Genomic DNA, 26,229 nt, shown 5'->3' on the forward strand with positions numbered 1-26,229 from the left:
GTGCGGTCGTGATCACGAGTGCACGAGAAGAAATCCGTGTGCCGGCGGAGCATCGGTTCCTCGGCCTCGATCGCAGGACGTTCGCGGGGCCGCTGGCCGTCGTCGTCGTGTTCCTGCTGTTCACGGTGGTGATACCGCGGATCGACGACGCGATCCCCTGGTCCGATCCGGTGCAGGCGGGTGAGCAGCTCGCGCTGACCGCGGAGGTCGCCGTCACGCCGCCCGTCGGCTGGAACGTCGAAGAGGGACATCGCCTCTCCGCCGACGGCACCGTGGCGCAGAGCGGGAATGTCCAGATCTCCGACTCGGGCGTCACCGTCGTCGTCAGCACCGGCGTATTCGACGGGACTCCGGCTCAGCTGCTCGCCGAGCAGGAGAAGGCCACGGCCGCGACATCCGATCCCGCGCTCCGGTTCCAGGGCTCGCCGGCGACCACGCGCACCGACTCCGGTGAGGTGGGCGCGCTGCAGCAGTACGGCTCACTCCACGACGAGGGGCTCATCGCCGCTTTCGTCATCGACGGGTCGGGCATCACGCTCACCGCGCAGGGCCCCGCGGCGCAGATGCGCGCGGCTGCCCCGCAGATCGAGAAGATGATCGCCAGCATCCGCGCTCTCGACTCGGGGAAGACGTCGTGAGCGCCTCGCTCCGCTCGGAGTCGGCGCGCACGACGACCGCAGCCGAGCGTCGCCGCGACGCCATCGACCTCTCGGGCTGGGGCCGGCGCTTCCGATTCGTGCAGCCGCGATCGCTCGCGTTCTGGGTCTACCTGGTGCTGACGGCCATCGGGCTCGTGCACATCTGGTCGTACTTCCGACAGGACGTCGTGTTCTACGCCGAGCCGTTCGCCGTGGCCGCCGTGCTCTGCCTGCTCTGCGGAGTCGCCTGGGCGACCTGGTTCCATCACATCGACCGCTGGGAGCGCCAGCCCGCCGGTCTTGTGACCGCCGCGATCGTGTGGGGCGCTATTCCCGCGACGTTCGCGTTCGCCCTGCCCGTGAACACCGCGATGCTCGGCATCTACCCCAAGCTCTTCGGGCAGGACTGGGCGTCGAACTGGGCGGCCGGTCTCACGGCGCCCTTCACGGAGGAGGCGGCGAAGTTGTGCGGGCTCGTGCTACTCCTCGGCCTCGCCCCGCGGCTGATCCGCACCGCGAACGACGGACTCATCCTCGGCGCGTTCATCGGTCTCGGTTTCGCGGTGTTCGAGGACTTCCTCTACGCCGCGAACGGCACCATGACCTCGTTCAGCAGCAACCCCGACAGCGCCGCCGTCACGGTGTCGCTCACGCGCATCGCCACCAGCGCGGTCTCGCATCCGCTGTTCAGCGCGCTGGTGTGCAGCGGGGCCATCTATCTGATCGGCACCGCCGCCCAGCCTCGCCGAGTGCTGCGCGGCATCCTGTTCGTGCTGGCTGGGATGTTCCTGCACTTCACGTGGGACGATGCGTCCGGCCTCGGCGGAGACAACGGTCTCGGCATCATCGCCGTGATGGCGGCGTCGATCATCGCCGCTCTGGTGATCCTGACGATCGCCTTCCGCCTCGCAGCGCCGCGCGAGCGCGAGTTCGTGCGCGATCTGCTGGCGCCCGAGGTCGACGACGGCACCGTGTCCGCCGACGAGGTGGACGCTCTGGTGGATCGCCGCGCCCGACGCGCCTGGCTGCGCTCGGCGCCGTCGCACCGCGCCCGCCGCGCGCGCAGGCACCTCCGGCGCGCACTGTTCGACCTGTGCCACGAGGTCGCCCGTGCCGACGGCGTCCCGACGTCTCGCCTCGATCACGCGCGCGCGGAGGTCAGTCGACTGCGCGACCGCGCCGCCGACTGACCGCGCCTCCAGGGCGCACGCATGGCGCCGCTGCGCGCAGCGTCAGCGGCCGGAGACGGTGCCGAACAGCTTCGCGATCGGGGCGATGACGAGCGGCCGCGCCGCGACCCACCCCACCGCGATCACCACCAGTGAGGCGACGAACACCCAGAATCCGGTCCAGGTGACGGCATCCTGCGAGGCGTACATGTGGTTGAGGTTGCGCAGGAAGCCGGTCAGCATCACCAGCGCGACGTGCGCGACGATGAACAGCACGAAGTACAGCATCACCGGGAAGTGCAACGCGCGCGCCCACTCGATCGGGTACGCCTTCGACAGCCGCTCCGCCTTCTTGGGCCACATGCCCGACATGCGGAAGCCCGTGATCGCGGCGAGCGGGGCCGCGATGAACACCGTCGCGAAGTACGCGAGCTGCTGCAGGCTGTTGTAGTTGTTCCAGCCGTTCTCATGCGGCCAGTCGAACGAGACGTACTGCAGCGCCGCCGACAGCGCGTTCGGGAACACCTCCCAGCTCGTCGGGACGATGCGCACCCAGTGGCCGGTCGCGAAAAGCAGCACGACGAAGATCACGCCGTTCACGAGCCACAGCACATCGAGCGCCTGGTGGAACCAGATCGTCAGGCTGACCTTGCCCTTGGGATTGTTGCGGGGGGTCCAGAACGCGGTCGGTCGCTTCTCGGAGCGGATCGTGAGCCCCGACCGGATGATCAGCACCATGAGGAACGCGTTGAAGAAGTGCTGCCATCCGACCCACGGCGCGAAGCCCGGTTCGACCGGCACGGTCGGCGCGTACTCGCCGGGGAACGCGACGAGGAAGTCCTGCAGCGCGGGGAGGCTCAGCAGCGTGCGCACGAAAGCCACGGCGGCGCCGGCGAGGATGCCGAGCGCTGCGGCGCCGAGAAGCACGGCGATCGCCTGCGTCCAGGTCGGGCGTCGGCGTGTGGATGCCGAGGCCGCCGCCGGCATGCGGCGCGGTGCGCGGCCGTTCCACACCGTGCGGGGTGCCCGCAGCGGCGTCGAGACGTCGCGCGTCGCGACGGCAGTCGAGGCCGAGGTCGCAGCCGCAGCCGCCGCCGCCGGTTCGGGGGCCGCCGCCGGTTCGGGGGCCGCCGCCGGTTCGGGGGCCGACACGCCAGATGTCGGCGTTACGGCCGCATTCGGTCCGAGATGTGGCGTGTCGGCCCCCGTTGTGACGGAGGAGGGGACGGTGCCGGCGGGCGGCCACGGCTCGCCGCCGCGGGTGCGGGGAAGGCCTCGGCGGACGGATGCGGTTCCGGCATCCCGACCGTCGCGCTCGGACGACGAGGTCGATCGCGACGAGATGCTCGCGCCGTCGAACGGCTCGCCCGTCGGCGGCCGTGCGGGCGTGGACGCGCTCGCCGCCGCGTCGCCCAGCGGTTCGTCGAGCGAGGAAGCCGCCGACCCCGCCGACCCCGCCACACCCCGCGGCTCATCGAGCGCGGATGACGACGTCACCGGAGACGAATCGCGTTCCCCGATGGACGACGCCGCTGCGGGCGGCCCCGCGGGCGGCCACGGCTCGCCTCCCGGGGTGCGCGGGAGACCGCGGCGGAGCGTCGCGCCGGCGACATCGCGCGTCTCGTCGCGCTGCGCTCGCTCGCCGGCCTCAGCCGTAGCCCCAGCCGTGGCCTCGCTCGTGACCTCATCCACTCCGGGGGCCGACACGCCGGATTGCGGCGTTTCCACGCCGGAAGGTCCGACATGTGGCGTGTCGGCCCCCGGAGTGTCACGCTCCGGAACAGGCGCCACGGAGCCGGCGACGCCAGCGACCTCGGCGACGCCAGCGACCGTAGGAGCCTCCGCGACCTCCGCGACCGCTCCCCCGGGCGGCCAGGGCTCCCCGCCGAGCGTGCGCGGGAGGCCGCGGCGCAGCATCCGCTCTGCCATGGCTACTTCTTCCGCGCCTCGAGCGCCGCGATGATCTGCGGCACGAGCGTGAACAGGTCGCCGACGACGCCGAAATCGGCCACGTCGAAGATCGGCGCCTCGGCGTCCTTGTTGATCGCGACGATCGTCTTCGAGGTCTGCATGCCCGCGCGGTGCTGGATCGCTCCGGATATGCCGAGAGCGACATACAGTTGCGGTGACACCGAGACCCCGGTCTGCCCGACCTGATGCGACTGCGGGATATACCCGGCGTCGACCGCGGCCCTGGACGCACCGACCGCGGCGCCCAGCGCGTCGGCGAGCTCTTCGACGAGCACGAACTTCTCCTTCGAGGCGAGTCCTCGCCCACCCGACACGACCCGGGTCGCGCCGCGCAGCTCGGGCCGTGACGACGCCTGCTCGACGGCTTCGATCGCGCCGACCGTCGCGGCAGGCAGGGCGGATGCCGTCAGAGCGGCGACCTCGTCCGGCGCCCCGCCGTATGCAGCCCCCGCGAACACCGGGTCGTCGACGGCCGCCGCCCGAACCTCGACCGCACCCTGGCGCACCGTGATCACAGGTGCGCCGAACGTGGGCGCCGAGTCGACGAGATACGCGCCGCCGTAGACGGAGTGATGCGCGACGATGCCTTCCTCGTCGCGGGAGACGCCGACCGCGTCGACGGACAGGGCGAGCTTCGCCCGCACGGCGAACCGGCCCGCAACGTCGCGGCCCGCGATCGAGTTCGAGATGAGCACGGCATCCGGCCGCATCGCGTCGTAGGCGCGCTGGAGCGCATCGACGACCGGCACTGTGAGCAGAGATGCATCCGCGTCCTCGGACATGATGACCGCGGCTCCCAGCGCGGCGAGTTCGCCGGCTGCATCCGGCGCCCCGCCCACGATCAGCGCGACGGGCCTTCCGATGGTCGATGCCGCGCCGAGCAGCGCAGCCGTGCTGCTCGCCGGACGCCCGGTCGCGTCGAGGTCGACGAGCACGAGGATCGGGTTCTCGGGATAGCCCATGGTCACACCAGCCTGTTCTGCGCGAGGTACTCGACGAGCTTCTCGGCGGCGTCGCCCTCGTCGACGATCTTGACGCCCGCCGCGCGCGGAGGCTTCTCCGACACCGCGGTCATGATGGTCCGCGGCGCCGCGGACGGGTCGGCGGAGACACCGAGGTCGGCGAGCGAGAGCACCTCGAGGGGCTTCTTCTTCGCGGCCATGATGCCCTTGAAGTTCGGGAACCGTGCGTCCGGCAGCGCCTCGGTGATCGAGATCACGGCGGGCAGGGCGGCCGAGATCGACTGCGCCCCGGCATCCGCTCCTCGCGTGCCGGAGACGCCCTCGGACGTGATCTCGACGGAGGTGAGCGCGGTCGCCTGCGTCCAGCCGAGGTGCTCGGCGAGCATCGCGGGAATCACGCCTCCCGAGCCGTCGGTCGACAGGTTGCCGGTGATGACGAGGTCGGGCTCGCCGCGGCGGATCGCGGCCGCGAGCACCTCGGCGGTGAGGCCGAGGTCGGCGCCCACGAGTTCCTCGTCGGCGACGTGCACGGCCGAGTGGGCGCCGATCGCGAGTGCGCGACGCACCGAGGCCGTCGACCCCTCCGGGGCCATCGCGAGCGCGACCACTTCGGTGCCCTCGTTCTTGTCGGCGTGGCTGAGCGCGACCTCGAGCGCCCGCTCGGTGATCTCATCGAGCACCACGTCGCCCGCACCGCGCTCGGCGAGTCCCGTCTCGAGATTCAGGCTGCGGTCGCCGTAGGTGTCGGGCACCTCTTTGACCAGGACGAAGATCTTCATCGACTACTCCTCACGACTGCCTCGATTCTAGCGCGCTGAAACTGAGTCCCATCCGACGAGCGACCCAGGACCAGCACGCCGCACGCGCCTCCATGCCCTACCGTAGAAGCGTGGTCAGACCCCGTCCGCTCCCCGTGGATCCGCTCGCCGAGGCGAAGCGGCAGTGGCTCGCGCACGGATGGACGGATGCCGCCGACGGCATGACCGTCGTGACCTCGGTCATGCGCGCGCAGCAGCTGCTTCTCGCCCGGGTGGATGCCGCGCTCAAGCCCTTCGCGTTGAGCTTCGCGCGCTACGAGATGCTGCGCCTGCTGGCCTTCAGCCGCTCCGGACGCCTGCCGCTGTCGAGCGTGGTCGCCCGACTGCAGGTGCACGCGACGACCGTGACGAGCACGGCCGAGCGGCTGGTGCGCGACGGGTTCATCGTGCGCGAGCCGCACCCGCACGACGGCCGCGCGGCACTGCTCGCCCTGACCGACTCGGGTCGCGCCCTCGTCGAGCGTGCCACCGCGGCCCTCAACGCCGAGGTCTTCGTCGACCCTGGCGTGAGCCGCGACGACGCCACCGAACTCGTCGCGATCGTGGCCCGCATGCGCAAGGCCGCGGGCGACTTCGCCGATCCGCGCCCCCAGCCCGACGCGCTGTGACATGGCCGCGTTCGTGCTGGAACGCGTGATCGCCGCTCCCCCGGCCGAGGTCTTCGCCGCGTCGCTCGACCCCGAGCTGCACGTGCGGTCGATGGCGCGGCACGGCGAGACGATGGTCGAGGCGCCGGCGGGCGGTGTGTTCACCGAGGGCTCGACCGTCACCTGGCAGGCCGGGCACTTCGGCATCCCGTTCCGACTGCGGTCGCTCGTGTTCGACATCGACGCGCCGCATGGCTTTCGCGACCGGCAGATCGCCGGCCCGTTCAAGGCGTTCCTGCACGAGCACGAGTTCGAGGAGCATCCGCGGGGCACGCTCATGCGCGACACGATCACGTTCCGCTCGCCGTTCGGGCCGCTCGGTCGTCTCGTCGACCGGCTCGTGATGCGCGAGCACATGCGCCGCTTGATCGAGGAGCGCAACGACACGATCGCTGCCGAGATCGAGGGGCGCGGGTCTACGCTGTCGCCATGAGCGAACTGCGTCTGCACACCGTCCTCGAGGGCCGTGGCCCCGCCGCGGCGATCATCCTCTCCGACGAGCAGGTCGCCTCGTTCGGCGCCGGCAAGGCGTTCCCCGTCGCCGTCACGATCGGCGGACGCACCGCGCGGCTGCGCCTCGCGCGGATGGGCGGGCAGAACATGATCGGCTTCAGCAAGGCCGTGCGCGCCGACCTCGGCGTCGAGATCGACCAGGAGGTCGACGCGGTGATTCGACTCGACGCCGCCGAGCGCACGGTCGAGGTCCCACCCGCGCTGGCCGCGGCGCTCGACGCCGACCCCGCCGTGCGCACGGCGTTCGACGCCCTGTCGTACTCGGTGCGCAAAGAGCACGCCCGCACGGTCGCCGAGGCCAAGCAGGAGGCGACGCGCGACCGCCGGATCGCGAAGATCGTGGAGTCGCTGCGCGGCTGAGCCCGCCTCTTCGCTGTCATAACTCCGGAGATCCGGGCACCGCAACGCCGTATCCGTGGCCTGGAGGGCCCATCGGGGCCGATTCTCCGGAGTTGCGCTCATCGATCAGCGGTTCTGGAAGTCGGGTGCACGCTTCTCCCGGAAGGCGGCCATGCCCTCCTTCTGGTCGGCGGTGTCGAACAGCGCCGAGAACGCCTGCTTCTCGTGCGCCAGACCGTCGGCGAGAGTCGTCTCCATCGCGGCGTCGAGAGCGGCCTTCGCGGCGAGCACCGACGGCAGCGACTTCGCGGCGATCGTGTCGGCGAGCGCTGTGGCCTCGGCGAGCAGCTCGGATGCCGGCACGACGCGCGACACGAGACCGGAGCGCTCCGCCTCGACGGCATCCATGAGCCGCCCGGAGAGCACGAGCTCTGCGGCCTTGTAGTAGCCGACCGCACGGATGAGCCGCTGCGTGCCGCCCATGCCGGGGATCACGCCGAGGTTGATCTCGGGCTGGCCGAACTTGGCGGTGTCGGCGGCGAGGATGATGTCGCACATCATCGCGAGCTCGCATCCGCCGCCCAGGGCGAAGCCCGAGACCGCGGCGATCACGGGGGTGCGCACGGCGGCGAACTCGCTCCAGATGCCGAAGTGGTCGGTGTCGCGCATCTCGGCCCCCGACATGCCCTCCATCTCCTTGATGTCGGCACCCGCGGCGAACGCCTTCTCCGAGCCGGTCACGACGATCGCACCGACGCCGTCATCGCCGTCGAACGCCTGCGCCGCGGCGGTGATCTCGTCGGCGAGGCGGGAGTTCAGGGCGTTCAACGCCTGCGGACGGTTCAGCGTGATCCATCCCACGCGTCCGCGCTGCTCGACCAGGATCGTCTCGTACTCGGTCATGAAGGCCCTCTCCGTCGTGGTGATTCCAGTATGTCGCCGCAGTTGCATGCCCGACCGACGGATGCATGCCCGACGCGGCGCTCCCGGCACGCATCCGCGGTGTCGATATGCATCCGTCGAAAGCCTCACACGACTCCGTCGCGGATGTCGGTGATGATGCCCGAGAAGTCGCGGCTCGCTCCCTCACCGGCGGCGAACGCGGCGTAGAGCTGCTGCGCGAGACGGCCCATGCGGGCATCCGTCGAGGTCTGCTCGATCGCCTGCAGTGCGAGACCGAGGTCCTTGGCCATGAGCGCCCCCGCGAAGCCCGGCCGATAGTCGCGGTTCGCCGGGCTCGTGGGCACCGGACCCGGCACGGGGCAGTTCGTGGTGATCGACCAGCACTGACCGGATGCCTGCGACACGACGTCGAACAGCGCCTGATGCTCGAGCCCGAGCCGCTCGCCGAGAACGAACGCCTCGGCGACGGCGATCTGCGACACCGCCAGCACCATGTTGTTGCACACCTTCGCGGCCTGGCCGAGCCCGGGTCCGCCGCAGTGCACGATGCGCTTTCCCATGACCTCGAGCAGCGGCAGCGCGGCGGCGTAGTCGTCGTCGGATCCGCCGACCATGAACGCGAGCGTGCCGTTCTCGGCGCCGACGACGCCTCCCGAGACGGGGGCGTCGATGTTGCGGTGCCCGGCGGCGAGCGCGAGCGCGTGGGCGGCCCGCGCCTCATCGACCGCGATCGTCGACGACTCGATGAACAGCGTCCCCGGTCGCGCGGCCGCGAGCAGCTCGGTGCGGTACGCGTCGATCACGTGCCTCCCTGCCGGGAACATCGTGATGACGACGTCGGCATCGGCGACGGCTTCCGCTCCGCTCGCGGCGACCGGGATGCCGGCGGCGCGTGCCGCGTCGATCGCTGCCGGCACGGGGTCGAAGCCGTGCACCTCGTGCCCCGCTGCGACGAGGTTCTTCGCCATCGGCAGGCCCATGTGGCCGAGTCCGAGGAACGCGATGCGGGTCATGACTGGCTCCGCATCGATGCGGAGCCAGCCGGACGCAGCATCTCGCGCCCGACGATCAGGCGCATGATCTCGTTCGTCCCCTCGAGGATCTGGTGCACGCGCAGATCTCGCACGACCTTCTCGATGCCGTAGTCCTGCAGGTAGCCGTAGCCGCCGTGCAGCTGCAGCGCGCGGTTGGCGACGTCGAATCCGGCATCCGTCGCGAAGCGCTTGGCCATGGCGCAGCGCATGGTGGCGTCGGGCGCGTGCGCGTCGACCGCCTCAGCGCCGTCGCGGACCATGAGCCGTGCTGCCTGCAGGTCGGTGCGCATGTCGGCGACCTGGAAGAGGATCGACTGCTTCTCGGCGAGCGGCTCGCCGAACGCGACGCGCTCGTGCACGTACTGCACGGCCCGGTCGAGCGCCCACTGCGCGCCGCCCAAGGAGCAGGCGGCGATGTTGAGGCGGCCGCCGTTGAGCGCCGACATCGCGATCGCGAAGCCGCACCCCTCCTCGCCGAGGCGAGCGGATGCCGGCACACGCACCCCGTCGAGGATGACCTGCCGTGTGGGCTGCGCATGCCAGCCCATCTTCTTCTCCGGCGCTCCGAAGCTCAGGCCGTCGGCGTCGCCCGGGACGAGGAAGGCGCTGATGCCCCGCGCGCCGGGCTCGCCGGTGCGCGCCATCACCACGTACACCGCGGCCTCGCCCGCGCCCGAGATGAACTGCTTCACGCCCGTGAGCAGGTAGTCGTCGCCGTCGCGCACCGCGCTCGTGGCGATGTTCGCGGCATCCGATCCCGCTCCCGGCTCGGTGAGGCAGTAGCCGCCGAACTCCTGCATGGCGGTGAGCCGGGGCAGCCAGGCCCCGCGCTGCGCGTCGTCGCCGTAGCTGTCGATCATCCACGCGACCATGTTGTGGATCGAGATGTACGCCGCGACCGCGGGGTCGCCCTTGGCGAGTTCCTCGAAGATCGCGACCGTGTCGGTGCGGCTGAGGCCCGTGCCGCCGAACTCCTCGCGCACATAGATGCCGCCGAGGCCCAGCTCGCCGCCGCGCTGCAGCGCCTCCCTCGGGAACAGGTGCTTCTCGTCGCGCTCGGCGGCGAACGGGGCGAGCTCGGTCTCGGCGAACTCGCGCACGGCGCCGATGATGGCCTCGCGCTCCTCGGCGGTGGTGGTGACGGTGATCGTGTCGCTCATGATGTGTCCTCGCTCGACCGGTGGTCAGTGCATGGTGGGGATGACGAAGCTGGCGCCGTCCTTGATGCCGCTGGGCCAGCGGCTCGTGACGGTCTTGGTCTTCGTGTAGAACCGGAAGGCGTCGGCGCCGTGCTGGTTGAGGTCGCCGAACCCCGACCGCTTCCAGCCGCCGAACGTGTAATACGCGATCGGCACGGGGATCGGCACGTTCACACCGACCATGCCGACCTCGACCCGGGCGGCGAAGTCGCGGGCGGCGTCGCCGTCGCGTGTGAAGATCGCGACGCCGTTGCCGAACTCGTGCTCCGACGCCATGCGCAGCGCCTCCTCGTAGTCGGCTGCACGGGCGATCACGAGCACGGGGCCGAAGATCTCCTCGCGGTAGATCGCCATGTCGGTCGTGACGTGGTCGAACAGGGTGGGCCCCAGGTAGAAGCCGTCCTCGTGACCTGCGACCGTGAAGCCGCGGCCGTCGGCGAGCAGGGCCGCCCCCTCGTCGACGCCCTGCTGGATGTAGCCCTCGACGCGCTCGACCGCCGCCCGGGTGACGAGCGGGCCGTAGTCGACGTCGTTCGCGAGCGAGGGGCCGACGCGCAGCTGCGCCACGCGCTCGACGAGCTTCGCGGCGAGAGCCTCCGCCGTCTCCTGCCCCACCGGAACCGCGACCGAGATCGCCATGCAGCGCTCCCCCGCCGAGCCGTAGCCGGCGCCGATGAGCGCATCGACGGCCTGGTCGAGGTCGGCGTCGGGCATCACGATCATGTGATTCTTGGCGCCGCCGAAGCACTGCGCGCGCTTTCCGTGAGCGGCTGCGGTGGCGTAGATGTACTCCGCGATCGGGGTCGACCCGACGAAGCCCACCGCACGGATGCGATCGTCGGCCAGCAGGGCGTCGACGGCCTCTTTGTCGCCGTGCACGACGTTGAGGACGCCGGCGGGGAGACCTGCCTCGAGGAACAGCTCGGCCAGTCGGACCGGCACCGAGGGGTCGCGCTCGCTGGGCTTGAGAACGACGGCGTTGCCGGCGGCGAGCGCGGGCCCGGCCTTCCACAGCGGGATCATGGCCGGGAAGTTGAACGGCGTGATCGCGGCGACGACACCGAGCGGCTGGCGCATCGAGTACACGTCGATGCCCGCGCCCGCTCCGGTCGAGTACTCCCCCTTGAGCAGGTGGGGCGCGCCCGCGGCGAACTCGATCACCTCGAGGCCGCGCTGGATGTCACCCTTCGCATCGTCGACCGTCTTGCCGTGCTCACTCGCGAGGAGTTCGGCGATCGACTGCATGTCGCGCTGCACCAGGTCGAGGAAGCGCAGGAGCACGCGGGCGCGCTTCTGCGGGTTGGTCGCGGCCCACTCCGCCTGCGCGGCCGCGGCGTTCGCGACCGCCGCGCGGACCTCGTCGGTCGACGCGAGCGGCACGCGGGCCTGCACAGCGCCGGTGCTCGGGTCGAACACGTCGGCGAAGCGACCGTCGGTTGCGGTCACGGGCTTTCCGCCTACGAGATGCGGGATGGTGCGAGTCATTGTGCGATGTCCCTTCGAGCCGTCATTGGCACATTGCGATCATACTTCGGCATCCATACATTTACTAGGATGTCCTACTATCGTGGCGATCTCGATCTCCGCAGTAGTTCTCCCCTCGTTCACCGACCGGACATCTCGGCCGACTACAACTGCACATGCGCGGACACACGACTCAGACCGGATCGGGTAGTCACGTCATCCGCGCCTCACGGTGAGCGTCTGCTCCCGTCGCGGCGTCACCGCCGCGAAGACCCCCGCCGAATCGGGTCGGCGGGGGTCTTCTCCGTCTCGGCGCGATGCCTTCGCTCGGCGATTCGCGCTCCGCTCGGCCCCTCTCGACACAGAGGGCCGAGGGAGGGTTGAAAGGCCGAGGCTAGATGCGCTCGACGAGAGTCGCGTTCGCCATACCGCCGCCCTCGCACATGGTCTGCAGCCCGAGTCTGCCGCCCGTGGCCTCCAGGTGGTCGACGAGCGTGCCGAGCAGGCGCGTGCCGGACGACCCGAGCGCATGCCCCAGAGCGATCGCTCCTCCGCGGGGGTTGAGCTTCGCGGCATCCGCGCCGAGCTCCGCCGCCCACGCGAGCGGCACCGACGCGAACGCCTCGTTGACCTCGTACACGTCGAGGTCGTCGATCGTGAGACCCTCGCGCTCGAGGATGCGCCGCGTCGCGGGGATCGGACCGGTGAGCATCATGAGCGGATCGTCGCCGACCACCGTGAAGGCGCGGAAGCGCGCTCGCGGCGTGAGACCGAGATGCTCCGCACGCTCGGCGCTCATGAGCAGCGCGGCCGAGGCGCCGTCGGTGAGCGGTGAGGAGTTCCCCGGCGTGATGCGCCAGTCGAGGTCGGGAAAGCGTGCCGCGAGCGCGTCGGTGCGGAACGCCGGCTGCAGCCCCGCCAGACCGGATGCCGTCGTCGCCCGCACGGTCTCGTCGCGCCGCGCACCCGGCGCTTCGGCCACCGGCACGACGGCGCGGTCGAAGAAGCCCTCGTCCCACGCGGTCGCCGCGCGGCGATGCGACTCCGCGGCGTAGGCGTCGAGAGCATCGCGGTCGAGCCCCCAGCGCTGTGCGATGAGCTCGGCCGACACCCCCTGGTTCACGAGCCCCTCGGGGTAGCGCTCACGCAGACGCGGCGACATCGGGCTCCCGCCCGCCGCCGACGACCCGAGGGGCACGCGACTCATCGACTCCACACCTCCGACGATCACGGCGTCGTAGGCTCCGGCGATGATGCCCTGGGCCGCGAAGTGCACGGCCTGCTGGCTCGATCCGCACTGCCGGTCGATCGTCGCGGCCGGCACGGTCTCGGCGAAGCCCGCCGCGAGCACGGCCTGCCTCGCGACGTTCGACGACTGATCGCCCACCTGGCTCACGCAACCGAGCAGCACGTCGTCGATCTGCGCCGAATCGAGCCCGGTGCGGTCGAGGAGAGCCTGCAGCACGCCGGCCGCGAGATCGACCGGATGCACGCCCGACAGCATCCCTCCGGGCTTGCCGCGTCCCACCGGGGTGCGGACGACATCGATCAGGACGGCTTCGCTGCGCGCGCTCATGCCTCCATTCTGACCCCGCACGCAGGGCGCGGCCCCGCATCCGAAATAGAATCGGAACGCGCCGCACCCTGGCGCCGTCCCCTGCCGATGCGCCCGCGATCCGGGCCGTGCTCTCCCGAGGATCCGCCATGTCCAGCGACTCCATCACCGTGTCCATCCGCCGCGAGGTCGACCCCGCGCGCATCGCCGAGACCACCGAGTGGGTGCAACGCGGTGTGAACAAGGCGAACACGTATCCGGGGTTCCTGGGATCGGGGTGGGTGCGCGCCGGCGCCGACTCGCACGTGTGGCACATGCTCTACCGGTTCGCCGACGAGGACACGCTCGTCGCCTGGGAGGACTCCGAGGAGCGTGCCGCCTGGCTGGCCACGGGCGAGGGCCTCGTGCTGAGCGAGCGCTCGCGACGGCGCAGCGGCATCGAGGGGTGGTTCGACGAACCCGCGACGGGGTCGGTGACGGTGCAGACCGCGGAGGGCACCGCATCCTCCGCCATCGTGAAGGCTCCGCCGCGATGGAAGCAGGCCGTGTCGATCTGGCTGGGCTTCTTCCCCGTGAACCTGGCGTTCACGTACGCGATGAGCCCGGTTCCGGGTTTCAACGAGCTGCCGATCTGGCTGCGCGTGCTCGCCACGACGCTCGTGCTCACGCCGGTCATGACGTACTGGGTGCTGCCCTGGGTCACGCGCGCGCTGCGCCGCTGGCTCGCCCGCTAGTCGCCCACTCGGCCACGAGAGATCGAAAACGCGTCGGAACAGGGTGCGTCAGAGGCGTTTCTGATCTCTCGTGACGTCCGGCGGTCAGATCGGGCAGGATGCCGCGTGCGCGGCGAGGCGGAGCCGACGACCGGAGCGCGGCGCGGTCACAGCCCGAGCTCCGCGAGGTGGTCGTTCACGAGTCGTCGCTCGGGGTCGAACCGTGCGACGAGAACGGCGAACTCGTCGAAGCGGGGGTAGCGCGACCGCACCTCCGCGCCGTCGAGCGTCGACACCTTGCCCCAGTGCGGGCGCGCCGTCCCGGGGAGCGCCGCCTCGATGACCGGCAGCAGCGCACGCACCGCGACCTCATCGGGCTTCCACGTGAAGTGGATGCCGACGGCATCCGTCCCCTGCGAGGAGCTGAGCCACAGGTCGTCGGCACGCACCGTGCGGATCTCGTTGACGAGCAGCAGCGGCGCGATCTGACCCGCGAGCGTGCGAACGACCTGGATCGCCTCGACGGCGTCGGAGCGCGGCACGAGGTACTCGCTCTGCAGCTCCGCGCCCGCCGACGGCGTGAACTCGAGGCGGAAGTGCGGCAGCCGGTCGAACCACGGACCAGGAACGCCGCCCTGCTCGGTGCACGCGACCGGATCGACGCCGAGGATCGGATGCCGCTTCGTGGCCGCCGCGCGGGCGTCGAGGCGCGAGAACAGGTCGGCGCGGGCGAGTTCGCGCGCTTCGGGCAGTCGCTGCTTGACCCAGATCTGGTCGGCGCTGTCGGTGTGCTCCCAGGTCGAGAAGATGCTGACGCTCGTGCCGATGCCGGTCACGTCGTCGAAGTCGCGCAGGATCGCGTCCCACGCGGGCGCCTCGAACACGTGCTGGGCGATCTCGTAGGCCGGTTCGACGTCGAGCGTGAGGTCGACCACCGCGCCCAGCGCCCCGAGGGAGACGACCGCGCCGTCGAAGTCCTCGTCGCCGCGGGCGAGACTCCGCGTCTCCCCGGCGGGGGTCACGATCGTGAGCGCACGCACCGCGCTCGCGAGCGAGCCCAGAGCGTCACCCGATCCGTGCGTTCCGGTCGCGACGGCCCCTGCCACGGAGATGTGCGGCAGGGACGCGAGGTTCGCGAGCGCGAGCCCCTCGGCGTCCAGGAGCGGGGCGAGGTCACCGTAGCGCAGCGCGCCGCTCACCCGCACGGCGTCGCGTTCGGGGCTCGCCTCGAACACCCGCGGCATCCGGTCGAGGGCGATCAGCGTGCCGGTCGTGTCGGCCAGCGCATTGAAGCTGTGGCGGGAGCCCAGCATCCGCACCGCGCCGCCCCGCGCGAGAAGGTCTCCCAGCTCATCCGACGATGCCGGGTGCTCGACCCGCGCGGCACGATAGGAGAGATTGCCTGCCCAGTTCCGTTCGGAAGCCATCACGTCAGGATATCCAGACGCGCTCCGCGCTCGACGACCGGAGCGAGACGAAACGCGCCTCAGCCCTCGACGTGCCTCTCGTCGACGCCGTCGTAGTGCGAGAGCGGACGGATGAGCGCGTTCGCGCCGGCCTGCTCGATCACGTGCGCGGTCCAGCCGGTCATCCGTGCCGCCACGAACAGCGGAGTGAAGGTGAGGGTGTCGAAGCCGATGAGGTTGTAGGCGGGGCCGGACGGGTAGTCGAGGTTCGGGTAGATGCCCTTGCGCTCGACGAACTCCGACTCGAGGGCGTCGTACAGCGCTGCGACCTCGGGCTTGTCGTAGTGCTCGACGAGCGTGTCGAGCGCCGCCTTCATGGTCGGCACACGTGAGTCGCCCTTCTTGTACACGCGGTGTCCGAAGCCCATGATCTTGCGCTTCTCGGCGAGGGCCTTGTCGAGCCACGGCACGACGTTGGCGGCATCCCCGATCTCGTCGAAGATATGCAGCACGGCCTCGTTCGCGCCGCCGTGCAGCGGGCCCTTGAGCGCGCCGATCGCTCCGACCACGGCCGAGTACAGGTCGCTCAAGGTCGAGGTGATGACGCGGGCCGTGAACGTCGAGGCGTTGAAGGAGTGCTCGGCGTACAGGATCATCGAGCGGTTGAAGGCGTCGACCACCACAGGATCGGGCTCCTCGCCGAACGTCATCCAGAGGAAGTTCGAGGAGTAGTCGAGGTCGTCGCGCGGCTCGATGAGCTCCTCCCCGCGGCGGCGGCGCTGCCCGTAGGCGACGATCGACGGCAGCGCGGCGAAGAGGCGGATGCTGCGCTCGAGGTTCTGCTCGGGGCTGCCGCCCGCGTCGAGCACCGATCCGCCGGCAGCGGGGTCGGACGCGCCGATCAGGCTCACGGCCGTGCGCACCTCGTCCATCGGGTGCGCCTCGAGCGGGATCAGGTCGATCGCGGCCTTGACGTTGTCGGCGAGCGCCCGGTGGCGGCGCTCTTCGATCCGGAACGCCGCGAGCTCCTCGGGCGTCGGGAGCTCGCCGTGCCAGAGCAGGTACGCGACCGCCTCGAAGGGCTGCGTGTCGGCCAGCTCCTGCACGGGGTAGCCGCGGTACAGCAGGCTGTTCGTCTCGGGGTTGACCTTCGAGATCGCCGTGGTGTCGACGACGACGCCCGCGAGGCCCTTCTTGATGTCCGGCTCGGTCATGCTCACTCCTTCGTGATGGTGAAGTTGAAGACCCCGGAGTCGAAGTGGTTGTACGACTCGTAGTCGATCAGGTCGTAGAGATCGGCGCGGTGCTGCATCTCGCCGAGCTTCGAGGTCAGGTGCCCCTCGTCGTTCAGCGTATCGAGCGCGCGGCCCGCCGCGCCCATCGCGATCCGCAGCAGCGAGACCGGCCAGATGACCATGCTCACACCGGCCGCCTGCAGCTGTGCGGTCGAGAAGAGATCGCTCTTGCCGAACTCGGTCATGTTGGCGAGGATCGGCACGTCGAGCGCATCAGCCATCGCCTCGAACTCGGAGAGGTCGCGCATCGCCTCGGGGAAGATCGCGTCGGCTCCCGCGTTGACCAGGGCCTTCGCGCGGTCGATCGCCGCGTCGAGCCCCTCGATCGCCCGGATGTCGGTGCGCGCCATGATGAGGAAGTTCTCGTCGCGTCGCGCGTCGGCCGCGGCTCGGATGCGCTTGATCGCGGTGTTCTCGTCGACCACGCTCTTGCCGTCGAGGTGCCCGCAGCGCTTGGGGTTGATCTGGTCCTCGATGTGCGTGCCGGCGAGTCCGGCATCCTCGAGCTCCTGGATCGTGCGCGCGACGTTCATGGGCTCGCCGAACCCGGTGTCGGCGTCGACGATCGCGGGGATGTCGGTCATGCGGGCGATCTGCTTCGCGCGGCCGGCGACCTCGGTCAGCGTCGTCAGGCCGATGTCGGGCAGGCCGAGGTCGGCAGAGAGCACCGCGCCCGAGATGTAGACGCCGTCGAAGCCCTTCTGCTCGATGAGCTTGGCGCTCAGCGGGTTGAACGCGCCGGGGAAGCGCAGCAGCTCACCCGAGGCGAGCCGTTCGCGGAACAGCCGCCGCTTCTCGGCGGGCGTCACGGTGGAGTACAGCATCAGAACAGCCCCTTCGTCATCGGGCGGGTGTCGTCTCCGTCATAACTCCGGAGATCCGGCTGGGTATGCCCCGGAGAAGGCCCCAGCAGCGGCGCGGCGCCCCGGTTCTCCGGAGTTGTGGCGGCCGCGCGCCGGAGACCACGCATCAGAACAGCCCCTGCGGCGCATCCGCGCCCTCGAGCAGCCCGGGCTTCGCGATGATCGACAGCTCGCCGACCTCCTCCGCGGTGAGCTCGGGCAGGCGCTGCACGAGTTCGAGGAACCGCTCGATCTCGGCAGGCTCCAGCACGGGCTCGGCCAGCAGACGGAACTTCGCGATGTAGTTCTCGCGCACGAACGGGCGGGCGCCGAGTGGATGCGCGTCGGCGACGGCGATCTCGTCGACCACGGTCGAGCCGTCGGCGAGGCGGAACTCCACGCGACCGCCGAACGCCTTCACGTCGGGGTCTTCGGAGTGATAGCGGCGCGTCCACTCGGCATCCTCCGCCGTGGTGATCCTGTGCCACAGCGCGACCGTGTCGGCGCGGCCCGCACGCTCGGGAGTGTACGAGTCGACGTGGTGCCAGCCGCCGTCCTGCAGCGCGACCGCGAAGATGTAGGGGATCGAGTGGTCGAGCGTCTCGCGGGATGCCGTGGGGTCGTACTTCTGCGGGTCGTTCGCCCCTGAGCCGATCACGTAGTGCGTGTGGTGGCTCGTGTGCAGCACGATGGATTCGACGTTCGCGGGGTCGCGCAGCGCCGGGTTCTCGGTGCCGAGCCTGCGGGCGAGGTCGATCCAGGCCTGCGCCTGGTACTCGGCCGAGTGCTCCTTCGTGTACGAGTCGAGGATCGCGCGCTTCGGCTCGCCGGATGCCGGCAGCGGCACCTCGTACGCGGCGTCCTTGCCGTCGAGCATCCAGGCGATCACGCCGTCTTCGCCCTCGTAGATCGGGGCGGGGCTGGTCTGCCCGCGCATGGCCCGGTCGACGGCCTCGACCGCCATCTTGCCCGCGAACGCCGGTGCGTGGGCCTTCCACGTGGAGATCTCGCCCTTGCGGCTCTGCCGGGTGGCGGTCGTGGTGTGCAGGCCCTGACCGACGGCCTGGTAGATCGTCTCGACGTCGAGTCCGAGCAGGGTGCCGATGCCCGCGGAGGCCGAGGGACCGAGGTGCGCGACGTGGTCGATCTTGTGCCTGTGCAGGCAGATCGCGCGCACGAGGTCCATCTGGATCTCGTAGCCGGTCGCGATCGCCCGCACAAGAGAGCGGCCGTCGGACCCGACGTGCTGCGCGACCGCGAGGATCGGCGGGATGTTGTCGCCCGGGTGGGAGTACTCCGCCGCGAGGAACGTGTCGTGGTAGTCGAGCTCGCGCACCGCCACACCGTTCACCCATGCGGCCCACTCGGGGCTCGTGCGCCGGTCGAGGGCGGCGCCGAACACCGTCGCGCCGGCCCCGCCGGTCGAGACGGGGTGGCTGAAGGCCTGTGCGCGGGCCGCGTTGATGGGCGCGCGGGTGAGAGATGCCGCGGCGACCGAGGCGTTGTCGATGATGCGGTTGATGATCATGTCGACGACGTCCTGCTCGACTTCGACGGGGTCGGCGGCGACCTCCGCGATCTTCCAGGCGAGCTGGTCTTCGCGTGCGAGGTTCTCGGAGCTCGCGTGGACGCGGACGTGATGGATGACGGTCATCGGTGCTTCCTATCGATCGGCGGCAGAGAGTCCACGGCATCCAGGGATTCCAGGATGCCGGTGAGCGCGTTGTGCAGGTGCACGTGCGTGGCGTGCGCGGCGAGGTCGCTGTCGCGGGCGGCGAGCGCCTGCGCGATCGTGCGATGCTCGGCAGCGGATGCGGCGAGGCGCGCGGGCTTGTCTCGCGCCATGCGACGCACGCGCACGAGGTGGGCGCGGGCGGTGCGCAGCGCCGAGGCGATGTAATCGTTCGCGACCGCGGCGTCGATGGCCGCGTCGAAGCGGGCGATGAGGGCGTAGTACGCGTCACGCCCTTCGTCGGCGGTGAGATCCACGTGAGCGAACTCCTCCGCGAGCCCGTGGAACATCCCGGCATCCCCGCGCTGTGCGGCGAGCCGCGCGGACGTCTCCTCGAGCGCCCGACGGATCTCGAACAGGGCGCGGATGTCGTCGGCGTCGAGAGCCGCGACGACCGTGACCCGCGGGGACTGCTGCACGACGAGACCGTCGGCCGCGAGGCGGCGGAGCGCCTCACGCAGGGGCGTGCGGCTGACACCGAGCCGGGCGGCCTGCTCGACCTCGCCGAGCACGGAGCCCGCCGGCAGCGCACCCGACTGGATGTCGTCGAGCAGGGCTGCGTGGGCGCGCTCGCTCGCCGAGATCCTGTCGACCGAGGGCAGCGCCATGCGTTTAGTGTATACACAAAGCGCGGCCGAGTCTCAGCGAGACGAGGATTCTGCCTCTCCGGTATACACTGCACCCGTCAGCGCAGGCTCGATGAACTCCGAGTCCGGAGAAGGCTCGCCGAGTTTCACGACCACCACGCCGACAAGCACGAGCACACCCCCGAGGGCCTGCAGCAGATCGGGGAGCTGCCCGAGCAGCAGCCATCCGAACAGCAGCGCCGCGACGACCTCGGCGAGTGCGACGAACGACGCGAGGCGGGAGCCCAGCATCCTGGTCGAGGCGATGCCGAGCACATAGGCGAGGGCCGTCGCGATGAACCCGATCGCGAGTACGGGCACGAACCACGGCACGGTGCCGAAGCGGTAGGCGATGTCGTCGGTGGTCCAACGGAAGGGCAGGATGCCGACGGCGGCCGCGATCGAGAGCACGACGGCTCCGAGCAGCAACCCCGAACCCGCGAGGGCGATCGGCGGGATGCCGGTGTCGGCCCGCGCGGAGAGCACGAAGTAGGTCGCAGCGCCGACCATGGCGGCGAGCGCCCACAGGATGCCGGCCACGTTGACCTCTGCGCCCGTGACGACGTCGAGCATGAGGACGAGTCCGATGAAGGCGACGCCGGCCCCGATCACGCTGCGACGGCTGGGCCGCTCGCCGCGACGCAGCCACAGCCACAGCAGCACGGCGATCGGCGCGGTGTACTCGATGAGCAGGGCGATGCCGACGTCCATGACGGCGACGGCCTGGAAGTAGAACAGCTGCGTGGCGGCGACGGCGAGGATGCCGTACGCCGCGACCATGCCGGCGTTGCGCCACAGCGCCCGCCACCGACCGCGGAGGGCCAGGATCGTCGGGATGAGCAGCACGAGTGCGGCGACCCAGACCCGCACGGTCACGGCGGCGCCTGGTGTCCATCCGGCGTCGATGAGCCCGCGCGCCCAGGCGCCGGACATGCCGAACGAGAACGCCGCGGCGATCGCCAGCGGCAGCCCGAGACGCATGCTCGTCACGCGCCTGTCATCAGTGACCATGCTCATGGCAAGTGACGCTACTCGTGCGCAGAGTAAGGTGTCAACATGATCTTCACCGATGACACCGAAGAGGCGCTGCGTTCGGCGGTCTGGTTGGTGAACTCGGCCGAGGACCCCGACACCCTCGAGTCGCTCGCCGACCACCACGCCTTCCTCGCCGACTTCCCCTACTCGGGCAGACTCGACCGCGACCAGCCCGAGCTCGACGCGCTGCGCGGCATCCGCCCCCGCCTGCGCACCATGCTGCTGGCCTCTCGCGACGACATGGCCGGGCACGTCAACGCCGTCCTCACCGAGACGCACCTCACCCCGCGACTTGTGCGGCACGACGCCGCCGACTGGCACCTGCACGCCGTGGCCGATGAGCGACCCCTCGCCGAGCGCGTGCTGATCGAGACGGCCATGGCGCTGATCGACGTCATCCGCACCGACGAGGGCTCGCGCATCTCGGTGTGCGCCGACGACACGTGCGAGGCGCTCGCGCTCGATCTCTCCCGCAACCGCTCGAAGCGCTACTGCTCGCCCACCTGCACCAACCGCAACGCCGTCGCGGCGTATCGCGCCCGCCAGGCGAGCGTCTAGGCCTCCCCGGTCCTCGGATCGCGCAACGCGCGCATCGCATCCATCAGGCTCACGTGGATGCACTCGAGCTCGGGCGAGGTGAACGCCGACCAGTCCTCCTGCTCCACGCTCTCGTCGTCGCCGGTCGCACTCCACTCCCCGGCATCCGCGGCACCCTCCGCCGGCACGTGGCGATACACCCACCAGAGGTTGCCCGCGGGGTCGGCGAAGCGCGAGAGGGTGTCGCCGAAGAAGTCGGTCGGCGCGGTGACGATCCGTGCCCCGCGCTCGACCGCGCGGGTGAGCGTCGCCTCGACGTCGTCGACGTACACCTGAGTGAAGCCCGGAGTGAAGGGCCAGTCGGGCTTGCGGTCGGCGACGGTGATGACCGAGTCCCCGATGCGCAGCTCGGAGTGCAGGATCAGACCGTCGGTGTCGAGGGTGCGCGCCTCGGGCACGTCGTCCGCGCCGAACACGTCGACGAGGAAGGCGATGATGCGCGGGGCGTCGTCGGTCATCAGGAAGGGGTTCACGGTGTTCGATCCGGCGGGGATCGCGGGGAGATGAGTCATGGCTCGTCCTTTCGTCGCGGCCATCATCCCGAGCAACCAGGACATATTCGGTCCTGAATGGTGTGCGGGATACGGTCGAGTGACCATGACATTCCCCGCACCGTACGACACCTGGTTCCCAGACGCCGCGTTCGACGGCACCTACGGGCTCGATGAGCGGATGCTGCGGCAGATCGCCCCGGTTACACCGCCGCCGGATCTCGCAAAAACCTGGCGGCGCTGGCGCGCGGAGGCGAACGGCGTGGCTGCCGCGCCGCGCACCCTCTCGACCGGCACCCACGAGGGCCGCGCGGTCTCGGTCGTCGAGCACGCCGGCGTCGACGGCATCCGTCTGCGCTCCTGGGTGGTGGGCCCGACCTCGGGCGTCGCCCGTGTCGGCGTCGTGCACTCGCACGGCTACGGCGGGCGCGACGCGATCGACCTCGCGCGGGTTCCCGACGACGCGGCGGCGATCTTCCCGGTCGCTCGCGGACTGCCGACGCTCAACGCCGGAGTCGGCGCCCCCGAACCCGTGGAGCAGCACGTGCTCGCGGGGATCGACGACCCCGACCGGTACGTCCTGGGACTGTGCGCGCGCGACCTCTGGCTCGCGGGCGACGTGCTCCAGGAGATCGCCGGCGATCTGCCGCTGTACTACGTGGGCGAGAGCTTCGGCGGCGGCATCGGCGCCCTCGCGCTGCCCTGGGACGACCGGCACATCGGCGCCACGCTCATCGTGCCGAGCTTCGGCCAGTACGACGAACGACTCGCGGTGCCGTGCCTCGGCAGCGGCGAGGTCGTGCGGGCGCACGTCGCGGCACACCCCGAAGCGCGCGATGCCCTGCGCCTGTTCGATGCGTCGAGCACGATCGGATTCGCCGACATCCCGGTGCGGGTCGAAGCGGCACTGTGGGATCAGTACGTGCCGCCGCCCGGACAGTTCGGCGTCGCGAACGCCGCCAGCGATCTCGAGCTCGCAGTGCTCCCGGCGGGGCACGCGGAGCACCCGGGATGGGATGCCGTCACGGCCGACGCCGTCCGCGACGGGAACGCCCACCTCGGGCGCGCGCTGCGCGCGGCATCCTGAGCATCCACCCTCCCGCAGACGCGCCCTCGACCCCGCGCAGATGAGCACTGGACACCACTTGTCATAACAGGTACGCTCAACTTGTCATTACAGGTTGCGCAGCGCCGCAGCACCTACGAGGAGCACCGATGCCCGAGTTCCACACCCCGCCGATCTCTCCGATGGCGATCGCGTTCGACGCCGAGAAGCTCACGCTGTCGCCGGAGGGCCCGACCCTCACCCGGCGGATGTCCGACCTCGAGGGCCTGTTCCTCGACCACGACGCCTGGACGGCCGCGAGCGAGGGCGACAACCCCGTCGTCTACACGGTCGTCAGCTCCCCCGTGCCCGAGATCGACCGCGAACTGCCGCAGTCGATCACGACGATCATGCCGGGCGACACCTCGGGCGAGCTGTGGATGACGAAGGGCCACCAGCACCCGAACCACCAGGGCGAGATCTACCTCGCGCTGAAGGGCCGTGGCGGACTGCTCATGTTCGACGGCGAGCGCACCGAGTGGCTCGACATGCTGCCCGGCACGATCGGCTACATCCCGCCGGGCTGGGCCCACCGTTCGGTCAACACCGGCGACGAGCCCTACGCGTTCCTCGCGGTCTACCCCGGCGGCGCCGGCCACGACTACGGCTGGGTGCTCGAGCACGGCATGGGCTCGCGGGCGTACCGCGCGGCCGAGGGCGTGGACCTCCGCCCCTACTCCGCTCCCGCCGAATAGGCTCCGGCCATGATCATCGCGCACGACCTGGGCACGACCGGCAACAAGGCGTCGCTGCACCACGACGACGGCCGCCTGGTGACCTCGGTCACGGTGCCGTACCCGGCGCACTTCGCGGCCGGCGGCATCGCCGAACAGGACCCGTCCGACTGGTGGGGCGCCGTGGTCTCGGCCACCCGGCAGCTGCTGTCGCAGTCGAGCCTCGCCCCCGAGACGGTCGGCGGACTGGTCGTGAGCGGCCAGATGATGGGCACCGTGCTGCTCGACGGCCACGGCGACCCGGTGCGTCCCGCGATCATCTGGGCCGACACCCGCTCGGGCGCACAGACCAGGATGCTGGAGCAGGCCCTCGGCGCCGAGGCGGCCTACCGGGTGCTCGGCCACCGCCTGAACCCGACCTACTCGCTCGAGAAGGTCATGTGGGTGCGCGACAACGAACCCGAGGTGTGGGCACGCGTGCGTCACTTCTGCGTCGCGAAGGACTACATCGTCTACCGCCTCACCGGGCGCCTGGCGACCGAGCGCTCCGACGCCTCCGGCACGAACGCCTACGACCAGGCGGCCGGCATGTGGTCGGCCGACGTGCTCGCGGCGGCCCGACTCGACCCCGCCCTGTTCCCCGAGATCCTCGACTCGACGACCGTGGCCGGCACGCTCACGACCGAGTCCGCGGATGCGCTCGGGCTGCCCGCGTCCACCCGCGTCGTGATGGGCGGCGGCGACGGTCCGCTCGCCGCGGTCGGCTCCGGTGTCGTCGCGCCGGAGGACGGCGCGTACGTGTGCCTGGGCACCTCCTCGTGGATCTCGTTCGCGAGCCCCACCCCGCTGCACGATCCGCAGATGCGCACCATGACGTTCGACAACGTCGTTCCGGGCTCCTTCGTGCCGACCGCGACCATGCAGGCCGGAGGCGCATCGGTGCAGTGGATCGCCGAGGCGCTCTCGACCGATCCCGCGCGCCCCGAGACCTCGCGGCTCACGGCCGAGGCCGCGGGAGACCTCGACACCGAGGACCTCTACTTCCTCCCCTACCTGCTCGGCGAGCGGTCGCCGCTGTGGGACCCGGCGGCGCGCGGCGCGTTCGTCGGCATCGGTCGCCACCACACCAGGGCGCACCTCACCCGCGCGGTGCTCGAAGGCGTCGCATTCAACCTGCTCACCTGCATCCAGGCGTTCCGGGAATCGGGCGCCGTGATCGACCGCATCGACGCGGTCGGCGGCGGCGCGCAGAGCGACGTGTGGCTCGGCATCCTCGCGGATGTCTGGGGCGTGCCGATCCGGCGCCGCACGATCGTCGAGGAGGCGAACAGCCTGGGCGCCGCGGTCACGGGAGCCGTGGGTCTCGGCCTCGCCGACTTCTCGGCCGCCCGCGCGTTGAGCGAGGTGACGGCGGAGTTCGCACCGGATGCCGGTCGGCACGCCGTGTACGCGCAGCGCCACGCCCGCTTCACGTCGGCGTACGACGCCCTCGCGCCGTGGTTCGCCGCCGCGCCGACCGCCGGGGAGAACGTCTGATGGGCGTCATCCTCGCCACGAGCCGGTCGTTCTCCGACGGCGACCTCGACCTCGTCGCCCGGGCGGAGGCCGCAGGGCACGAGATCGTCCGCGGCCCCGCGCACCACGACCTCGCCGAGCTCGCCCCCCTGCTCGCGACAGCCGCGGGCTGGGTCGCCGGCACGGGTCCCGTGACCGACGAGCACCTCGCCGCCGCGCCGGATCTGCGCATCGTCGCCCGCTACGGCGTGGGCACCGAGGCGGTCGACATCGCCGCGGCGGAGCGCCGTGGCATCCTCGTGACCAACACGCCCGGGGCCAACGCCGACGCTGTCGCCGACCACGCCGTCGGCCTGATGCTCGCGGCTCTGCGCTTCATCCCCGACGGCGACCGCCGGGTGCGCTCCGGCGATTGGAGCGTGCGGCGCGGGCGGGAGCTCGGCGCCGCCACGGTCGGCATCGTGGGCTTCGGACGCATCGGCCAGGGCGTCGCGCGGCGGCTGTCCGGGTTCGGATGCCGGGTGCTCGCGGCCGATCCGTTCCTCCCCGCCGAGCGGATCACCGACCTCGGGGCGACGCCCGTCGACCTCGACGAGCTGTTCCGCACGGCCGACCTCGTGACGCTGCACGCGCCGGGCGGGCAGACGCTCGTCGATGCGGCGCGTCTCGACGGCATCCCTCGCGGGACGATCATCGTGAACACCGCCCGCCCCGATCTCGTCGACGAGGACGCGCTGGCGACCGCCCTGCGCGACGGGCGCCTGGGCGCGTACGCGGCCGACACCCTCGCGGGCGACACGGCGGCGAGCGCGAGCCCGCTGCTCGCACCCGACCTCGCCGAGCGCGTGACCGTCACCCCGCACCTCGGCGCGCAGACCACCCAGGCGGTCGACAACATGGGCTCGCTGTCACTCGACGACGTGCTCTCCGTGCTCGCGGGCGCTGCGCCCGCGCATCCCGTCTCCCCCCGATCCTGAAGGGCACGA

The 26,229-nt window shown here is 71.0% G+C and carries 26 protein-coding genes; 11 read left to right on the forward strand and 15 right to left on the reverse strand.

The annotated features are described in order from the left end of the window. Window positions 1-38 precede the first annotated feature (38 nt). Both ACIPYT_RS02340 and ACIPYT_RS02345 read left to right on the forward strand, forming a co-directional pair. The gene (locus ACIPYT_RS02340; RefSeq protein WP_401070262.1) at window positions 39-638 is read left to right on the forward strand and encodes a hypothetical protein; all 600 of its coding nucleotides are present in this window, start codon (window positions 39-41) and stop codon (window positions 636-638) included. Then, complete coding sequence (locus tag ACIPYT_RS02345) at window positions 635-1,828, forward strand: PrsW family intramembrane metalloprotease (protein WP_401070265.1); 1,194 nt, start codon at window positions 635-637, stop codon at window positions 1,826-1,828. The genes ACIPYT_RS02340 and ACIPYT_RS02345 overlap by 4 nt, the downstream gene beginning before the upstream one ends. Window positions 1,829-1,870: 42 nt before the next feature. On the opposite strand, the gene ACIPYT_RS02350 is transcribed toward ACIPYT_RS02345, so the two are convergent. The 3 genes from ACIPYT_RS02350 to ACIPYT_RS02360 are packed head-to-tail and all read right to left on the reverse strand — an operon-like array spanning window position 1,871 to window position 5,519. Next, window positions 1,871-3,736: a cytochrome b/b6 domain-containing protein gene (locus ACIPYT_RS02350; RefSeq protein ID WP_401070268.1), complete on the reverse strand. Its 1,866-nt coding sequence runs from the start codon at window positions 3,734-3,736 to the stop codon at window positions 1,871-1,873. 2 nt (window positions 3,737-3,738) lie between these two features. Continuing rightward, on the reverse strand, window positions 3,739-4,740 hold the full coding sequence (locus ACIPYT_RS02355) for an electron transfer flavoprotein subunit alpha/FixB family protein (RefSeq protein WP_401070271.1): 1,002 nt from the start codon (window positions 4,738-4,740) through the stop codon (window positions 3,739-3,741). A 2-nt stretch (window positions 4,741-4,742) separates the two neighbouring features. Further along, complete coding sequence (locus tag ACIPYT_RS02360) at window positions 4,743-5,519, reverse strand: electron transfer flavoprotein subunit beta/FixA family protein (protein WP_401070273.1); 777 nt, start codon at window positions 5,517-5,519, stop codon at window positions 4,743-4,745. Window positions 5,520-5,629: 110 nt separating this feature from the next. On the opposite strand from ACIPYT_RS02360, the gene ACIPYT_RS02365 reads away from it, so the two are divergent. The 3 genes from ACIPYT_RS02365 to ACIPYT_RS02375 are packed head-to-tail and all read left to right on the forward strand — an operon-like array spanning window position 5,630 to window position 7,078. Continuing rightward, the gene (locus ACIPYT_RS02365; protein WP_401070276.1) at window positions 5,630-6,166 is read left to right on the forward strand and encodes a MarR family winged helix-turn-helix transcriptional regulator; all 537 of its coding nucleotides are present in this window, start codon (window positions 5,630-5,632) and stop codon (window positions 6,164-6,166) included. Window position 6,167: 1 nt separating this feature from the next. Continuing rightward, complete coding sequence (locus ACIPYT_RS02370; protein ID WP_401070279.1) at window positions 6,168-6,638, forward strand: SRPBCC family protein; 471 nt, start codon at window positions 6,168-6,170, stop codon at window positions 6,636-6,638. Further along, window positions 6,635-7,078, forward strand: coding sequence for a YdeI/OmpD-associated family protein (locus ACIPYT_RS02375; RefSeq protein WP_401070282.1), 444 nt, complete (start codon window positions 6,635-6,637; stop codon window positions 7,076-7,078). Before ACIPYT_RS02370 ends, ACIPYT_RS02375 begins: the two co-directional genes overlap by 4 nt. A 105-nt stretch (window positions 7,079-7,183) precedes the next feature. On the opposite strand, the gene ACIPYT_RS02380 is transcribed toward ACIPYT_RS02375, so the two are convergent. The 5 genes from ACIPYT_RS02380 to ACIPYT_RS02400 all read right to left on the reverse strand — a co-directional run bounded on the left by ACIPYT_RS02380 (window position 7,184) and on the right by ACIPYT_RS02400 (window position 13,233). After that, on the reverse strand, window positions 7,184-7,960 hold the full coding sequence (locus ACIPYT_RS02380) for an enoyl-CoA hydratase-related protein (protein ID WP_401070285.1): 777 nt from the start codon (window positions 7,958-7,960) through the stop codon (window positions 7,184-7,186). Window positions 7,961-8,085: 125 nt separating this feature from the next. Further along, on the reverse strand, window positions 8,086-8,973 hold the full coding sequence (mmsB, locus tag ACIPYT_RS02385) for a 3-hydroxyisobutyrate dehydrogenase (protein ID WP_401070288.1): 888 nt from the start codon (window positions 8,971-8,973) through the stop codon (window positions 8,086-8,088). Next, on the reverse strand, window positions 8,970-10,154 hold the full coding sequence (locus ACIPYT_RS02390; RefSeq protein WP_401070291.1) for an acyl-CoA dehydrogenase family protein: 1,185 nt from the start codon (window positions 10,152-10,154) through the stop codon (window positions 8,970-8,972). Before ACIPYT_RS02390 ends, mmsB begins: the two co-directional genes overlap by 4 nt. A 24-nt stretch (window positions 10,155-10,178) precedes the next feature. Beyond that, window positions 10,179-11,678: a CoA-acylating methylmalonate-semialdehyde dehydrogenase gene (locus ACIPYT_RS02395; protein WP_401070293.1), complete on the reverse strand. Its 1,500-nt coding sequence runs from the start codon at window positions 11,676-11,678 to the stop codon at window positions 10,179-10,181. A 373-nt stretch (window positions 11,679-12,051) separates the two neighbouring features. Then, window positions 12,052-13,233 (reverse strand): thiolase family protein, encoded by a 1,182-nt coding sequence (locus ACIPYT_RS02400; protein WP_401070295.1) that lies wholly within the window; start codon window positions 13,231-13,233, stop codon window positions 12,052-12,054. Between the two features lie 128 nt (window positions 13,234-13,361). Between ACIPYT_RS02400 and ACIPYT_RS02405 the strand changes: the two genes are divergently transcribed. Then, complete coding sequence (locus tag ACIPYT_RS02405; protein ID WP_401070297.1) at window positions 13,362-13,946, forward strand: antibiotic biosynthesis monooxygenase; 585 nt, start codon at window positions 13,362-13,364, stop codon at window positions 13,944-13,946. Between the two features lie 146 nt (window positions 13,947-14,092). Here ACIPYT_RS02405 and ACIPYT_RS02410 read toward each other — a convergent pair whose 3' ends face one another. The 6 genes from ACIPYT_RS02410 to ACIPYT_RS02435 form a co-directional block, all read right to left on the reverse strand. Beyond that, on the reverse strand, window positions 14,093-15,352 hold the full coding sequence (locus tag ACIPYT_RS02410; protein WP_401070299.1) for an FAD-binding protein: 1,260 nt from the start codon (window positions 15,350-15,352) through the stop codon (window positions 14,093-14,095). A gap of 59 nt (window positions 15,353-15,411) precedes the next feature. Beyond that, a complete protein-coding gene (locus ACIPYT_RS02415) occupies window positions 15,412-16,545 on the reverse strand; it encodes a bifunctional 2-methylcitrate synthase/citrate synthase (protein ID WP_401070301.1) in 1,134 nt (377 codons plus the stop codon). Between the two features lie 2 nt (window positions 16,546-16,547). Continuing rightward, window positions 16,548-17,450: a methylisocitrate lyase gene (gene prpB / locus ACIPYT_RS02420; RefSeq protein ID WP_401070303.1), complete on the reverse strand. Its 903-nt coding sequence runs from the start codon at window positions 17,448-17,450 to the stop codon at window positions 16,548-16,550. A 145-nt stretch (window positions 17,451-17,595) separates the two neighbouring features. Next, window positions 17,596-19,122, reverse strand: a complete 1,527-nt coding sequence (locus ACIPYT_RS02425) for an MmgE/PrpD family protein (RefSeq protein WP_401070305.1) — start codon at window positions 19,120-19,122, stop codon at window positions 17,596-17,598. After that, on the reverse strand, window positions 19,119-19,808 hold the full coding sequence (locus tag ACIPYT_RS02430; RefSeq protein WP_401070306.1) for a GntR family transcriptional regulator: 690 nt from the start codon (window positions 19,806-19,808) through the stop codon (window positions 19,119-19,121). The genes ACIPYT_RS02425 and ACIPYT_RS02430 overlap by 4 nt, the downstream gene beginning before the upstream one ends. A gap of 33 nt (window positions 19,809-19,841) precedes the next feature. Continuing rightward, on the reverse strand, window positions 19,842-20,843 hold the full coding sequence (locus ACIPYT_RS02435) for an EamA family transporter (protein ID WP_401070308.1): 1,002 nt from the start codon (window positions 20,841-20,843) through the stop codon (window positions 19,842-19,844). Between the two features lie 39 nt (window positions 20,844-20,882). Between ACIPYT_RS02435 and ACIPYT_RS02440 the strand changes: the two genes are divergently transcribed. Further along, window positions 20,883-21,419, forward strand: a complete 537-nt coding sequence (locus tag ACIPYT_RS02440) for a CGNR zinc finger domain-containing protein (RefSeq protein WP_401070309.1) — start codon at window positions 20,883-20,885, stop codon at window positions 21,417-21,419. Here the strand turns inward: ACIPYT_RS02440 and ACIPYT_RS02445 are convergent. Beyond that, entirely contained in the window at window positions 21,416-21,970 is a 555-nt protein-coding gene (locus ACIPYT_RS02445) for a VOC family protein (protein ID WP_401070311.1), read from the reverse strand. The genes ACIPYT_RS02440 and ACIPYT_RS02445 overlap by 4 nt on opposite strands. 85 nt (window positions 21,971-22,055) lie before the next feature. Here ACIPYT_RS02445 and ACIPYT_RS02450 point away from each other — a divergent pair, with 85 nt between their 5' ends. From ACIPYT_RS02450 to ACIPYT_RS02465, 4 genes are all read left to right on the forward strand, one after another. Further along, complete coding sequence (locus ACIPYT_RS02450; RefSeq protein WP_401070313.1) at window positions 22,056-23,036, forward strand: acetylesterase; 981 nt, start codon at window positions 22,056-22,058, stop codon at window positions 23,034-23,036. A 128-nt stretch (window positions 23,037-23,164) separates the two neighbouring features. After that, complete coding sequence (locus tag ACIPYT_RS02455) at window positions 23,165-23,749, forward strand: glucose-6-phosphate isomerase family protein (protein ID WP_401070315.1); 585 nt, start codon at window positions 23,165-23,167, stop codon at window positions 23,747-23,749. 9 nt (window positions 23,750-23,758) lie between these two features. Then, on the forward strand, window positions 23,759-25,264 hold the full coding sequence (gene xylB / locus ACIPYT_RS02460; RefSeq protein ID WP_401070317.1) for a xylulokinase: 1,506 nt from the start codon (window positions 23,759-23,761) through the stop codon (window positions 25,262-25,264). Beyond that, window positions 25,264-26,220 carry an NAD(P)-dependent oxidoreductase gene (locus tag ACIPYT_RS02465; protein ID WP_401070318.1) on the forward strand — a complete coding sequence of 319 codons (957 nt, stop codon included), beginning with the start codon at window positions 25,264-25,266 and terminating at the stop codon, window positions 26,218-26,220. Before xylB ends, ACIPYT_RS02465 begins: the two co-directional genes overlap by 1 nt. Window positions 26,221-26,229 lie beyond the last annotated feature (9 nt).

Source organism: Microbacterium sp. NPDC089695 (assembly GCF_044749085.1).
In the GTDB taxonomy this organism is placed as follows: domain Bacteria; phylum Actinomycetota; class Actinomycetes; order Actinomycetales; family Microbacteriaceae; genus Microbacterium.

What these genes read in the sequence shown, in the direction of transcription:
- mmsB (WP_401070288.1), bottom strand. Translation starts at nt 8,973, where the DNA reads ATGACCCGCATCGCGTTCCTCGGACTCGGCCACATGGGCCTGCCGATG.
- ACIPYT_RS02445 (WP_401070311.1), bottom strand. Translation starts at nt 21,970, where the DNA reads ATGACTCATCTCCCCGCGATCCCCGCCGGATCGAACACCGTGAACCCC.
- ACIPYT_RS02435 (WP_401070308.1), bottom strand. Translation starts at nt 20,843, where the DNA reads ATGAGCATGGTCACTGATGACAGGCGCGTGACGAGCATGCGTCTCGGG.
- ACIPYT_RS02350 (WP_401070268.1), bottom strand. Translation starts at nt 3,736, where the DNA reads ATGGCAGAGCGGATGCTGCGCCGCGGCCTCCCGCGCACGCTCGGCGGG.
- ACIPYT_RS02410 (WP_401070299.1), bottom strand. Translation starts at nt 15,352, where the DNA reads ATGGCTTCCGAACGGAACTGGGCAGGCAATCTCTCCTATCGTGCCGCG.
- ACIPYT_RS02425 (WP_401070305.1), bottom strand. Translation starts at nt 19,122, where the DNA reads ATGACCGTCATCCATCACGTCCGCGTCCACGCGAGCTCCGAGAACCTC.
- ACIPYT_RS02355 (WP_401070271.1), bottom strand. Translation starts at nt 4,740, where the DNA reads ATGGGCTATCCCGAGAACCCGATCCTCGTGCTCGTCGACCTCGACGCG.
- ACIPYT_RS02415 (WP_401070301.1), bottom strand. Translation starts at nt 16,545, where the DNA reads ATGACCGAGCCGGACATCAAGAAGGGCCTCGCGGGCGTCGTCGTCGAC.
- ACIPYT_RS02440 (WP_401070309.1), top strand. Translation starts at nt 20,883, where the DNA reads ATGATCTTCACCGATGACACCGAAGAGGCGCTGCGTTCGGCGGTCTGG.
- prpB (WP_401070303.1), bottom strand. Translation starts at nt 17,450, where the DNA reads ATGCTGTACTCCACCGTGACGCCCGCCGAGAAGCGGCGGCTGTTCCGC.
- ACIPYT_RS02375 (WP_401070282.1), top strand. Translation starts at nt 6,635, where the DNA reads ATGAGCGAACTGCGTCTGCACACCGTCCTCGAGGGCCGTGGCCCCGCC.
- ACIPYT_RS02395 (WP_401070293.1), bottom strand. Translation starts at nt 11,678, where the DNA reads ATGACTCGCACCATCCCGCATCTCGTAGGCGGAAAGCCCGTGACCGCA.
- ACIPYT_RS02380 (WP_401070285.1), bottom strand. Translation starts at nt 7,960, where the DNA reads ATGACCGAGTACGAGACGATCCTGGTCGAGCAGCGCGGACGCGTGGGA.
- ACIPYT_RS02430 (WP_401070306.1), bottom strand. Translation starts at nt 19,808, where the DNA reads ATGGCGCTGCCCTCGGTCGACAGGATCTCGGCGAGCGAGCGCGCCCAC.
- ACIPYT_RS02390 (WP_401070291.1), bottom strand. Translation starts at nt 10,154, where the DNA reads ATGAGCGACACGATCACCGTCACCACCACCGCCGAGGAGCGCGAGGCC.
- ACIPYT_RS02465 (WP_401070318.1), top strand. Translation starts at nt 25,264, where the DNA reads ATGGGCGTCATCCTCGCCACGAGCCGGTCGTTCTCCGACGGCGACCTC.
- ACIPYT_RS02450 (WP_401070313.1), top strand. Translation starts at nt 22,056, where the DNA reads ATGACATTCCCCGCACCGTACGACACCTGGTTCCCAGACGCCGCGTTC.
- ACIPYT_RS02370 (WP_401070279.1), top strand. Translation starts at nt 6,168, where the DNA reads ATGGCCGCGTTCGTGCTGGAACGCGTGATCGCCGCTCCCCCGGCCGAG.
- ACIPYT_RS02405 (WP_401070297.1), top strand. Translation starts at nt 13,362, where the DNA reads ATGTCCAGCGACTCCATCACCGTGTCCATCCGCCGCGAGGTCGACCCC.
- xylB (WP_401070317.1), top strand. Translation starts at nt 23,759, where the DNA reads ATGATCATCGCGCACGACCTGGGCACGACCGGCAACAAGGCGTCGCTG.
- ACIPYT_RS02360 (WP_401070273.1), bottom strand. Translation starts at nt 5,519, where the DNA reads ATGAAGATCTTCGTCCTGGTCAAAGAGGTGCCCGACACCTACGGCGAC.
- ACIPYT_RS02455 (WP_401070315.1), top strand. Translation starts at nt 23,165, where the DNA reads ATGCCCGAGTTCCACACCCCGCCGATCTCTCCGATGGCGATCGCGTTC.
- ACIPYT_RS02400 (WP_401070295.1), bottom strand. Translation starts at nt 13,233, where the DNA reads ATGAGCGCGCGCAGCGAAGCCGTCCTGATCGATGTCGTCCGCACCCCG.